This is a genomic window from Wolbachia endosymbiont (group A) of Eristalinus aeneus (assembly GCF_964026915.1).
In the GTDB taxonomy this organism is placed as follows: domain Bacteria; phylum Pseudomonadota; class Alphaproteobacteria; order Rickettsiales; family Anaplasmataceae; genus Wolbachia; species Wolbachia pipientis.
The window spans coordinates 1,224,695-1,237,226 of sequence record NZ_OZ034712.1 but is presented as its reverse complement, the minus strand read 5'-3'; the positions used below and the strand labels follow the sequence as shown (position 1 = coordinate 1,237,226).

Here is a 12,532-nt window from a genome sequence, read left to right as displayed (position 1 = left end):
AGGAAAATACCTTTTGTCTCTAAAAAACATTGCAACCAAGTATTACAAAGATTTCAATTATTTACTTCTTCAAAGATCCCAAAAAGATCGTATCTTGTAATCAGAAGTTGTCCGGAAACTAGTAAATTCAAGCATATTCCCTCTTTAACATAACCCTACTCATAGCTAGGTATATGAAATTCTCAGTGGATGTTGTGAGTAAATCATACTCCTTCGATAGCCTTCTATTCCTATTAACCCAAGCAAAAGTCCTTTCTACAACCCATCTTCTTGGCTGTACTTTAAACCCTTGTTCTCTTGTTGGTAGTAGCTCAGGTGGCGTATCTTTGTGCACCCAAAATCTACATGGAGGCCTTTTAACAATTTCAATATCTATGTCATATTCTTCCTTTATGTGATTCTTTAAATTTCTTCCTTGGTATCCCATGTCAGCCCACATTTTTTTAACTTTAGTATATTTTGTTCTCATATTGTTTAATGCTATTTTAATACCATCTCTATCATTTTCGTTAGCAGCGCCTACGTAACAACCTAGTATAAAACCCTGAGTGTCTGTAATTATATGCCTTTTTCTACCCTTTACTTTTTTACTTCCATCATAGCCTTTGATCCTCCCTTTTCTGTAGTCTTTACAGATTGACTATCTACTATACAGGCACTCGGCTGCTCATTCCTTCCTATTTTTCTTCTACTATATTTTGTAATTTCATAATTCATTTTCTCAAAAATTCCCTGCTTCTTCCATTGCCTGAACTGCTCATACACAGTCTTCCATAGCGGAAAATCATTTGGTAAATACCGCCATTGACACCCTGTACGCAATACATAGAAAATTGCTTCTAATATTTCTCTTTTGCTATACTTTGGCGGCCTTCCTCCTTTCTTGTATGATACTCTGAAGTGTTTTTCTATTCTTGCCCATTCCCTTTCGCTTAGATCTGTTGGATACTTTTTTCTCATCTTTACCCCGTACTAAAATTTCAGATATTATAGCCTTTTACTTATTTCCGGACAACCTCTTACTAAGGTTAAATGACCCTGTGATGACTTTTTGATTGTCAACAATCATTATCTTATTATGAGCAATCTTTGGCTTATCATCGATCCAAATTGGTACTCCACCTGAAAATAATTCATTTATAACACTATATTTTGAGTAGAGTTGCGATTTATCTAAGATGACTTTAACATCAACACCGCGTTCTTTAGCATTAATCAAAGATTTTGCAACTGTTCCAAGAGTAAATGTATATTCTTGAACTAAGATAGATTTTTTAGACTGATCTATTACGTTGATTATCGGTACAGCACAATCTTCTCCAGGTGAAAAGCAAACCGTAGCTTTTGGGCAGGGCGAAAATATAAAACCCGCATAGTAATACAGAGAAAAACACATTAACAAGAATAAAAAGTGAAAAAGCCTCACAACAACCCACCCCCGGATATACGGCGATAGGCTACATTATAATTTAATCACCTGTCAATAGACTTCTTGCATAGTTTTTGGCAACAACCGTTAGAAACGAAAAAACTTACTTGACAAACTCCGCCAGCCCCCTTATCATGAAACTGAAGGTATTCAGTTATCTTCATCTGTGCAGATTAAACAGCAAGAAAACAACGTAGTTGGCGTCTTATTTTTAATTTTTTGCACTATGTGCACCTTATGTCTTCACAATATTTCTAGGTTTTTACCTACACAAGCTGAAACGCGCTTATAAGTCGTTTAAGACAGTATAGTACGCCAATTTGCAGGATTAGGGAGTGACAACTAGCTAACACGGGGTTTCTTTTGCCTTTTTTTCTGCTTAGTAAATTTCTTAAACATTTAAACTAAGGTGAGTTGCATTTAAAAGCAGCTAAATTGCAGTGTTTAAGACTTAAAAAACGCCAATGTTCTAAAATAGATATTAGCTGGGGCTTCTTTTGCCTTTTTTTTCGCTTGGTAAATTTCTTAATGTTTATAGCTAACATGAAGCTAAGTACGAACTTTGTTAAATACAACAAATGGTGTCATCCCAGTGCTCCTTTTTTTGTCATCCGAGTAGCTGACACTGGGATCTATTTTGCATGTAACTCCAATTGTGTTTTGGCATAAAACGCGACGCGTATTAGACTTATTTGCAAGCAAAGCTTGCTAGATCCAAGTAGTCAGGGCACTGGGATGACATCATAGGGACACTGGGATGACACCCTGACAATCGTCATCCCGCTACTTGTTAGCGGATGAGATACCGCGGCGGTATGACGGTTCGTGGCGGTATAATGAAGCTTGAAAGCGGATCACCTTTCACGACCCGTGTTTACTTCATTCACTTTAGGAGTATTAACAGGCGTTATTGCCGGGTTCTCAAGCTTTGTTGCCTGCTTCAAACCCTCGCTTACACTTTTGTCCTTTAAAATTTCATCAAGCTGCTTACTCTTTTGTTGCTCTTCGTTATTTGACGTATCTCTTTGAGCATCTTCTTTCATGCCACGAGCATTCTCTACATCCTTTTCACCTTCACCTAAAAATTTTTCTAATATTTTCTTAACAAAGCGCTTCAGAAGACTCAAAAACCCTTCTTCTTTTTGATTTTCTTGTGGTTGAGGCGTGGTATCTTTTTTGTCCGGCTCAGTGTTGAGCTTCTCTTTTACAGAACTCTTGCTCACTGAGGGATTAACGGTTTGTGAATCGTGCTCTGATGCTGTTTGCACAGAAGCTTCAGTAGTCTTTTTTTGTGTATTATGTTCAAGGTCTTTAACTGCTGTTGTAGTTTTTCTCGGAGTGTCTTGGAGTTTTTTGTCACTTTTTGGCTCTGCAACTTTTTCACTTGTGAAGATGCCCTTCCCTTTATATTGTTGGTCAAGCTCAGCAATTCTTTCAAAATCTTGACGTGCTTTTTCATCTGCACGTCCTTCTTGACTTTCAAGTTTCTGATTCAATTCTGCAACGTTTTTCATCTTGTTCTCAAGCTCCTTACTTTTCACAGCTTTTAGAGCCTTTGTTCCTTTTGCGATATAATTAACCTTCTCTTCTAATGAGGTACCTTCTGGAAAAGCACCTGGAGAACGTTCAAAGACGTCTTTAAACTTTTTTTCAACACTTTCTTGAGATGTCTGGGCCATACCTATTACCTATTAAAACATATCATATAACCAGTATATTAGCTAATTATATAAAAAACAGTTAACATAACTTGTGGTAGAGCGTCCTATTTATATCTTTTTCATTAAAATGCTATTTACTTATTAACTTAAAATATATAACAATATAGAAATGAAAAACAGCCCATTAGCAGTAGTATTCGATTGGGATAATACCTTAGTTGACACTCAAGATAACATTTTTAATGCTATTAAACATACCATAAACTCAATGGGGTATAGTAATAAAGCTGCTGATAGAAATTCCCATGAGTCGAGAAAGAGCTATATGGTCAATTTATTTGGCGATCAGTGGAAAAAAGCGAATCAGATATATCAACAATATTTAGATGATGCACTATTGCAAAACATTGCTCTGAATCAAGGAGTAGAGAAAATGTTGCAGACACTGAAAAGCCACAATGTTTATCTAGCAATAGTAAGTAATAAGAAAAATACTAATTTACGTAAAGAAGTTGCCTATTTTAAACTAGATTCTTACTTTGAAAGAGTGGTTGGGTCATGCGATACTGCAGAAGATAAACCATCTGCAACCCCACTGCTATTTGCACTAGAAGAGAGTACGTTGCCTATAAATAGAGAAAATGTGTTTTTCGTTGGTGATAGCATCACAGATGTTCTGTGTGCACAAAATGCCAATTGTTTACCTATTATATACGGTCAATCAATAAGCGGTTATGAAGATTTGTTATGTTTTCAACATTTTGATAAGCTTACAGATTTCATAATAAAATATTTGGAAGATAGGTAATGACAGAGATTGCCAGCATAAAAAGGCGCTTTTGCGCATATTTAATAGATGTAGCAATTTTATTAATTCCAACTTTATTAATTATACTGCTATTAGAGGATTCTCCGTTGATCTTACATCTATCATACATGTGTGTAAATTGTAGTTACTTCACATATTTTATATCTTCAAAGGCCCAAGCAACTCCTGGTCAGCAGTTAATGAATATATATACTATCAATTTAGATAATTCTAAAATAGACTTGAATTTAGCGTTTGACAGAAGCACTTCCCAGTTTTTTCTTCCTCTGTTAAACAGTGTAGTAGTTGTCCTTACTGAACTTTTGCAAGATCAGGAAGTATTAGTGAATGTCTTGAGTGCATTGAAAGTAATGATGGTGCTGCTCACCCTCTATTGGTATCTAGTTGCTTGTTTTTCTAAAAAGAAACAGACATACCACGACATGCTATTTAATACGGTTGTTATCAAAGGAAATATTAAATGAGTTGCTATAACTATCGTTATCATATAAATTATGCTGATGAATTGAACTAAGGGAAGATTATGAATGAAGAGATAGTAAAACATTTGAATAAATTATTGACCAATGAGCTGACTTCTGTACGCCAGTATCTTTTACATTTTGCGGTTCTCAAAAACAATGGAATTAATAGACTTGCAGAAAAGGTAAAAAATGAGCTTAACGAAGAACTTGAACATGCAAACAAGTTGGCAGAAAGAATTTTGTTATTCAAAGGAGTTCCAAATTTTCAGGATACAAACGAAATATCAAAGCATGATGGAAAGTTTACAAAAGACACAATACGGAAAATCTTAGAAGCTAATTTGAAATTAGAGGGAAAAGGTATTAAGGATATCAAAGAAACGATTTCTATCGCTGAGAAAGAAAAAGATTTTGTTAGTGTAATGTTATTAGAAGAGATGTTAAAAAATGAAGAAGAGCACTTCCATTGGATTGAGAAACAGATTGACCTTATTGAACTAATGGGTGTTGAAAACTATTTAAGAACACAAATATAGAGTGTTAAAAAAAATAGTATTTATTTTAATTGTACCTTGCTTGCTCCTTTTTTTATTAGGATTATGGCAAGTATTCAGATTGAACTGGAAGAATAATATTATTAAAAGTATGAGCCTTCCAGTTGTTCATCTGTTGCCCAATAACGACCTTGAAAAATTTAACTATAGGCATGTCAAGATTGATGGGATTCTAAGTGACATAGAGCTATATGTTTTTGCAGGACAACATGGCTATCATGTGTTATCTCCTATGCTACTTACTACTGGAAATTATATGCTAGTGAACAAAGGAATAGTTAAAGAAAAAAAAGAGGAAAGAGCAAAAATTGAAAAAGTAGCTGCAGGTGGAGTTTTATATTGCAATAGCAGTAAAAGCAAAAATTGGTTTATCAAGAACGATACTGCTTCGAATACATGGTTTACCCTGAGTACAGAAGAAATTTCCAATGAGTTAGGTATTAAGCTAGAGAAGTGTATATTGTGGCCGAACAATTTTGGCAGCAAAGTAGCTATACAGCCAATGAAGCATTTGGAATATGCAATCACTTGGTTTGCACTTTCCTTAATTTGGTTGATTATGTGCGTAATTTACTATAGGCAAAACCTCAATAAAGCTTGAAGCTTTCTGTACATAAAATTAGAGAAGTAGTTATTCATCTTTATCACTACCAAGGTCTTTTAACATACTGTAATTGCCTTTTCTGAATCTACTTTTTAAAGACGTAACTCCACTTTCGCTAATACCACTAAGGCTCAGTGCAGCTCCACCTAGCTGCAATCCTATCTCAGATGTTTCAGGAATAATTTTACTAGCTCCTAGATCTCTATAAACCTCCACATTACTCAGATCTGGTAAGCGTATTACAATATTTACATGCGGAAAATTTGCTGCAACTAAAGAAACAACTTTTTTTATAGTAACTTCATTCTTTATTGAAATAACGAGAGCTTGAGCTCTTTCTATTCCTACCGATTTTAAAATTTCACATCTTGTAACATCTCCAAGATATATAGGAAAACTATCACTTTTTCCTTCTTTGACTATTTTCGATTGAATATCTACAACAACGTAACTTAAATGCTCTGCCGTAAGCATTTTTGTTACCATATATCCCACTCTACCAAATCCAGCAACTATCACATGGTTATAAAGATCTTGTGTATCTGTTTCAACAGCTTCATCATCTAATATTGTTTTCTCAGTGCTAAATGAGTTTGCTATCCAATCTCCAAGCCCCGATAAAAGAGGAGTGAAAGCCATGGTTACTGTAGTTACCATCATAAGTACTTGAGCGATTTCACTTGGTAGCACATTTAGCTCATCTGCTAAGCGAAACAAAATAAACGCAAATTCACCGCCTTGTGAAAGCAGTAACCCAGCTTGTATAGCAGGTACACTCTTAAACCCAAAAAATCTACACAATATATATATAATAGATGTTTTTAAAACGATAAGGATAATCGATAATAAAGTAATTAGTGGTAACTTATTGAGTAAAAGTTCGGTATTGATGGACATACCAACAGTCATGAAAAATAAGCCAAGAAACAAATCTTTAAATGGCAATACTGCGTGTTCTACTGAGTGTCTATATTCTGTTTCTGCAACTAACAATCCAGCAACAAATGCACCTAATGCTAACGATAAATGGAATTGCTCAGTAATAAATGCTGCTCCTAATACTATTAAAAGCGTTGTTGATATAAAGATCTCATTACTTTCCATTTTAGCAATAACCGAAAATAAAGGTCTAAGCAATAATCTACCAGTTATAAATATCAGCACTAATGCAATAGCTGCTTGCACCAATGAACCTGCCAATGAGCTTATCAGGCTGTGCTCAGAATTGCCAGTAAGTAAAGGTACCAATACTATTAATGGTACCACTGCAAAATCTTGCATTAATAGCACTGCTATCGACAATCTACCAACCTGACTTGCTTGAGAACCTTTTTCTTGCAGAACCTGCAACACTATTGCTGTTGAGGATAGCGCAAGCCCACCACCAATAACTGTTGCTATATTCGTATTCACTCCGAAAGCAAGAGCGATGCACCATATTGCTACCATGGTAACTATAACTTGAAGAGAACCGAACCCAAATACATGAATACGCATAGCGATCAGGCGTTCAAATGTCAATTCAAGGCCTATAATGAATAATAGAAAAACTACACCAAATTCTGCAAGATTATCCATTGCTTCAGCTGAGTGTATCAGATTAAATCCGTGAGAACCAATAACTGCACCTGCAACGAAGTAACCAAGCACTGGACTAATATTCATTTTCCAAAATGCTATGACTATAAACACAGCAGCAGAAAGCAAAATTATAATATCAAACAAATGCTGAGAGCCACTGTGCATGATATTTAACCTGTAGAATTAGACCATTTAATTGAGCAGCCAATACTTGATTTTTGGTCAATTGGAGAATTACCAGTTTCTGCAATAAATTTCATAGCTTGAAATAAGTCACTACTTCCTACTTCATAGCTTTGAACCTTTTCTTTTTTTGTGTCGTTAAAACGTCCACGATAGCAAAGGTTTAAATTGGAATTAAAGCCGAAAAAGTCAGGAGTGCAAACAGCCCCGTATTCTTTAGCTATTTTCTGTGTACTATCAATTAAATATGGAAATGTAAACTTATTTTCCTTGGCAAAATTAATCATATTTTCAAAGGAATCTTCTGGATATTCATTTACATCATTTGGCATTATTGCAATGGTGTTTACCTGATAATCTTTTTTCAATTGATCAACATCGCTTACCAGATTGCTAATAATTGACTGAACGTAAGGACAGTGATTGCATATAAACATTATAATAAGACCATTTTTTCCACAACAGTCACTTAATGCATAATATTTATTGTCTACTCCCAAAAGATTAAAATCTTTTGCAGTAAAACTAAAATCGACTTTAGGAGTATTCAGAGCAACCATAGACTATTATTATACCACATGTAATTTACGGTCTTATTATTTAAATGTCAAACGGTTTCTATGTATACTGTTTGCATATTCTTTTTTAGTATTATAATTATAAAACTTATGTTCATAACTTTCGAAGGAATAGACGGCTCTGGTAAAACAACACAATCTAAGCTACTTGCAAATCATTTTAAGCAAATTCACGGCGAAAATAATGTGGTATTGACTCGAGAACCAGGTGGTACTGATTTTGCAGAAAAGATAAGAGGAGTGTTGTTAACGAATAACATTGATCCTATTTCTGAACTCTTGCTACTTATCTCGATGAGGCGCGAACATATGAAAAAATTAATATTACCAGCTCTTGCAGAAGGAAAAATAGTGATTTGTGATCGGTTTATTGATTCAACTATTGCATATCAAGGATATGGGTTTGGAGTTGACTTAGGGCTAATAAGGGACTTACATAAGCTAGTGGAAATTAAATATCCAGATATTACATTCATTCTAGATATTGATGTTAAAGTTGGGTTAAATAGAGCAAAAGACAAGAATAAATATGAAGAAATGGATGTTAATTTTTACAATAAGGTCAGAAAAGGATTTCAGGAAATAGCCATAAAAGAGCCCGTTAGGTGCAGTGTTATCACTGGAATTGAAACAAAAAATGATAATCACGTACACAATGAAATTATTGATAAAATCACCTAGCTTGTGATAGAAAATTATCAATTTCAGGTAACATTATTTCATATGAATAACTTTTTGTTTGAGTAGCTAAAAAATCCTGTATTTTGTCTGGATCTTCTTCACTTATCATCTTATATGCCCTTGCGAGGTTCATTAATTCACTTCTATTTTTTTTATTGCTTACTTCAGTAATAGTAAAAAATTGATCAAAATGGTCTAAGAGGTCTTTATTTTTTATTGAAGACACAATATCGTCAATTTCTTTCACATATAATGCAAGTTTGTGTGCTTTACTACGATCTTCAAAACAAAGATTAACAAGCACGTTACGAAACCTATCTTTCGTAGTACTTCTCACTTCTGCTAATAAGGACTTAATATTTTCTTGGCAATGCACTCTCTTTACCGATTCAGCCGGTTCAACCATACCAAGAACATTCTTTACCAAAGATTTTTCTTCACAACTAAATATGAACATGTAATAACCCATCGATAAAGTGAAGAGCAAGAACATAGCCGGAAGTAAAAACGGAGCTAATACATTTTGTGACGCAGGGAAAATAAACCAGGTAACAGTTGCTATTGACACAGTTACAAATAATCCTGATAAACATAATTGTGCTTTTCTTCTATAATTCTGATCAATAACTGTACTTACACCAATAGAAGCTATATCAATCATTACTCACACCTCATTAAACATTAATACTAACTGAATGATAGCATTATTGTGATGAAAATGCAATATTATGAATATTTTAATACAATTTATATTGACAGTTACAATTCTGAATGTTTTATTGCAGCGTTAGCTGATTAGCATTTTTAAGATGAGGTCAACTCTCATAGAGAGAGGATTTTTTTATTTTCTCATTCTTCTCATTTTCCTCTCTAACAATTTTTTTTCCATTTAATATGTCCTTTATTTCATCTCCTGTTAAAGTTTCAAACTCCAGTAGATTTTCGGCAATGAGATCTAAGCCTTTCTTATGCTTGGTCAAAATGTCTTTTGCTTTTTCATAGCAAGAAGATACAACTTTCTTCACTTCTTCATCTATAAGTTTTAACGTATCTTCAGAAATTATCTCAGAACCATGTATGGTTTGTTCGCGATTGTGATAGATCGGGCCTATTTTGTCACTCATTCCCCATTTTGTTACCATAGCGCGTGATAAATCAGATGCTTGTTTTATATCCGAAGATGCACCGCTTGTGACTTTATCGTAGCCAAAAATTAGCTCTTCTGCCACTCTTCCACCCATTGCAACAGTTATATCTGCTAGCATCTTTTCTCTTGTGAGGGACACTCTATCTGTTTCTGGTAGTCTCATAACTAAACCGAGTGCCCTACCGCGTGGAATAATTGTTGCCTTGTGTATAGGATCAGAAGCAGGCATATTAACAGCAATCATCGCATGACCAGCTTCATGGTATGCAGTCAGTCTCTTTTCCTCTTCTGTCATAATGAGAGATCGCCTTTCTACGCCCATCATCACTTTATCACGTGCATATTCGAAATCATCCATGGTAACAATCTTCTTGTTTCTTCTTGCAGCGATAAGTGCAGATTCATTCACCAAATTTGCTAGATCAGCCCCTGAAAAACCTGGTGTTCCTCTTGCAACTGTTTTCACGTTTACATCTGGTGCTATTGATATTTTCTTTATATGAGTATTTAATATCTTTTCACGCCCATTTATATCGGGTAAAGAAATAGTAATCTGTCGGTCAAAACGACCAGGTCTAAGCAGTGCTGGATCTAAGACATCCGGACGGTTAGTCGCAGCAATTATTATTACACCTTCATTAGACTCAAAGCCATCCATCTCAACTAATAACTGATTTAATGTTTGTTCTCTTTCATCATTGCCGCCACCAAGACCAATGCCACGATGTCTACCCACCGCATCTATTTCATCTATAAAAATTATACAAGGAGCATTTTTCTTGCCTTGATCAAACATATCACGAACACGACTTGCACCAACACCCACAAACATTTCAACAAAATCAGATCCAGAAATACTAAAGAATGGCACATTAGCTTCTCCTGCAATTGCACGAGCAAGTAAAGTTTTACCAGTTCCAGGAGAGCCAATCAAAAGGCACCCTTTTGGTATTTTTCCACCTAATATTTGAAATTTTTGCCTTTGTTTAAGAAAATCAACGATCTCTACTAGCTCTTCTTTTGCTTCATCAATTCCGGCAACATCATCAAATGTTACTTTTTTTCCACTAGTCATGAGTCTAGCCCTTGACTTGCCAAAGCTTATAGTTCTGTTGCCCCCCGCTTGTGTTTGTTTAAGAAAGAATAGCAAGAAGCCAATAAAGATAAATGTTGGGACCCATGAGATAAGTAATCCACCAATTACGTTCATGGCAGAATCTCCAGTTGAAAAGGAGAATCTCACTTTTCTATCATGTAAATTTTTTATTAGGTCGCTATATATGACACCGCTTGAATTGAAACTTGAACCGTCCCTGAACTTGCCTTCAATGCTCTGGTTTTTTATGACAATATTTTCTACATCATTGTCTTCTAGTCTAGTTAAAAATTCCGAAAAAGGTATAATTGTTTTACTTTTACCTACATTTCCGCTGAACTGAATATAAGCAACTGAAATAAGAACAATAATTACTAACCAGATCAATAAGCCTTCTAAAAATTTTTTCATTTCTATTTCTAACTAAATACTAATCAAGCTTACCAAATTTTGTTTTATCGTGCTATTAATAATGCATTGAACCTTATCGTCATTGGTATTTTTTCCGTTATAATTTACATCAGGATAAGCAAGCACCTTTCCATCTTTTAGCACTACAGGCAAAGAATAGAAAACTTCAGGGCAGCAGTTGTAATCCTTCAGAAATTCAGGAACTTTTTGTGTTTTTTTTAATGGAGCGATGATAACTGAACACTCTTGATTTCCGAGTATTGTGCAGCTAAATCTGTTATCCCATTGAGTAGGTTCATTTAAAGGTAGGTTTAAGGTAATTTCTTGTATCTTTGACGATTCTCTAATTATCAAGATATTTTCTCCATGTTTTCTTATTTTACACCCAGAAAGTGTACAGTTAACATTACTATCCTTTTGCAATATTTTATTAAATATTACGATAAGGCTGTTGTACCTTGGTTTATAATGTTTACTGGCAATTGCCATTATGGAGTAAAGAAGAAGCCTCAAGGCTATTTCCTCTGGCAATTGATAAAACTCACTTAGTTTAATTTCAATATAACCAAGATCATGCACATTAACGCAGTCATTAAACGCAAGGCGTGTGTAGTGCATCAACGCTTTTGCAGCTCTTTTCATATGAAGGGCTGTGAGGCATATTCGCTCTGTTAAAATCTCTTGATTATCACTTGCTTTAAGTAAGTTACGGTATAAAGTTCGCCTGTATTTTAAGTCATAGTTGCTTCTATCTTCGATCCATTTTAACCGATGAAGCTTAGCGTACTTTTCTATTTCACTACGACTAAAATTTAACAATGGCCTAAATATATAAATACCATTTAGGAAAGACTTGTAGTCCATTGATGATAATCCATCTACGCCACTACCTCGCTCTAATCTTAACAAGAACGTTTCTGCTTGATCATCTTTGTGATGAGCAACAAGTAAATATTTAACATTATTATTTTTACACCACTCTGCTAGTAACTTATACCGTGCTTTTCGTGCCTGTAACTGAATATTGCCTTTAATATTTTGCTTCTCCCAATTTAATATGAACGATTCCTTTGCTCCAAGTTCCTTTGCATAACTTACAACAAAATCAGCTTCTTTTTGAGACTCTGGACGTAACCCATGATTTACTGTTAATGCTGTAGGAAGTGAAAGCTTGTTTTTTTTTGCCCAGTTAGTCATTAAGTGCAGTAAGACTATACTATCTACACCACCTGATACTGCAACTGCAACTTGATTGTTATAGAAAGCAAAACTATTAACCACATTTTGAAATAATAACTCTAATTCCATTATGTC

General features: G+C 34.6%; 11 protein-coding genes and 2 pseudogenes. 5 read left to right on the top strand and 8 right to left on the bottom strand.

Annotated features, from left to right (window positions below; all coding sequences use genetic code 11):
• Positions 1 to 127: 127 nt before the first annotated feature.
• The 3 genes and pseudogenes from AAGD62_RS06370 to AAGD62_RS06360 form a co-directional block, all read right to left on the bottom strand.
• A pseudogene (locus AAGD62_RS06370) lies at positions 128 to 960 on the bottom strand (IS5 family transposase).
• Between the two features lie 58 nt (positions 961 to 1,018).
• Positions 1,019 to 1,426 (bottom strand): annotated as a pseudogene (locus AAGD62_RS06365) (phospholipase D family protein); the annotation flags it as partial.
• 857 nt (positions 1,427 to 2,283) lie between these two features.
• A complete protein-coding gene (locus tag AAGD62_RS06360; protein WP_155969297.1) occupies positions 2,284 to 3,108 on the bottom strand; it encodes a hypothetical protein in 825 nt (274 codons plus the stop codon).
• Between the two features lie 151 nt (positions 3,109 to 3,259).
• On the opposite strand from AAGD62_RS06360, the gene AAGD62_RS06355 reads away from it, so the two are divergent.
• From AAGD62_RS06355 to AAGD62_RS06340, 4 genes are read left to right on the top strand one after another with little or no spacing between them, the layout of a single operon-like run.
• Entirely contained in the window at positions 3,260 to 3,898 is a 639-nt protein-coding gene (locus AAGD62_RS06355; RefSeq protein ID WP_155969299.1) for an HAD family hydrolase, read from the top strand.
• Complete coding sequence (locus AAGD62_RS06350) at positions 3,898 to 4,383, top strand: RDD family protein (protein WP_155969301.1); 486 nt, start codon at positions 3,898 to 3,900, stop codon at positions 4,381 to 4,383. The genes AAGD62_RS06355 and AAGD62_RS06350 overlap by 1 nt, the downstream gene beginning before the upstream one ends.
• Positions 4,384 to 4,442: 59 nt before the next feature.
• A complete protein-coding gene (gene bfr, locus AAGD62_RS06345) occupies positions 4,443 to 4,919 on the top strand; it encodes a bacterioferritin (RefSeq protein WP_155969303.1) in 477 nt (158 codons plus the stop codon).
• Between the two features lies 1 nt (position 4,920).
• Positions 4,921 to 5,538, top strand: a complete 618-nt coding sequence (locus AAGD62_RS06340; RefSeq protein ID WP_155969305.1) for an SURF1 family protein — start codon at positions 4,921 to 4,923, stop codon at positions 5,536 to 5,538.
• A gap of 30 nt (positions 5,539 to 5,568) precedes the next feature.
• Here the strand turns inward: AAGD62_RS06340 and AAGD62_RS06335 are convergent, their stop codons facing one another.
• Both AAGD62_RS06335 and AAGD62_RS06330 read right to left on the bottom strand, forming a co-directional pair.
• Entirely contained in the window at positions 5,569 to 7,287 is a 1,719-nt protein-coding gene (locus AAGD62_RS06335; RefSeq protein WP_155969307.1) for a monovalent cation:proton antiporter-2 (CPA2) family protein, read from the bottom strand.
• A gap of 5 nt (positions 7,288 to 7,292) precedes the next feature.
• Positions 7,293 to 7,865 carry a thioredoxin family protein gene (locus tag AAGD62_RS06330; RefSeq protein WP_006279694.1) on the bottom strand — a complete coding sequence of 191 codons (573 nt, stop codon included), beginning with the start codon at positions 7,863 to 7,865 and terminating at the stop codon, positions 7,293 to 7,295.
• A gap of 108 nt (positions 7,866 to 7,973) precedes the next feature.
• Between AAGD62_RS06330 and tmk the strand changes: the two genes are divergently transcribed.
• On the top strand, positions 7,974 to 8,564 hold the full coding sequence (tmk, locus tag AAGD62_RS06325) for a dTMP kinase (RefSeq protein WP_155969309.1): 591 nt from the start codon (positions 7,974 to 7,976) through the stop codon (positions 8,562 to 8,564).
• Here the strand turns inward: tmk and AAGD62_RS06320 are convergent.
• The 3 genes from AAGD62_RS06320 to tilS form a co-directional block, all read right to left on the bottom strand.
• Entirely contained in the window at positions 8,557 to 9,225 is a 669-nt protein-coding gene (locus AAGD62_RS06320; protein ID WP_010081999.1) for a hypothetical protein, read from the bottom strand. The two genes, tmk and AAGD62_RS06320, sit on opposite strands and share 8 nt — an antisense overlap.
• Before the next feature lie 154 nt (positions 9,226 to 9,379).
• Entirely contained in the window at positions 9,380 to 11,218 is a 1,839-nt protein-coding gene (gene ftsH, locus AAGD62_RS06315) for an ATP-dependent zinc metalloprotease FtsH (RefSeq protein WP_012673393.1), read from the bottom strand.
• 12 nt (positions 11,219 to 11,230) lie between these two features.
• Entirely contained in the window at positions 11,231 to 12,526 is a 1,296-nt protein-coding gene (gene tilS, locus AAGD62_RS06310) for a tRNA lysidine(34) synthetase TilS (RefSeq protein ID WP_007548788.1), read from the bottom strand.
• Positions 12,527 to 12,532 lie beyond the last annotated feature (6 nt).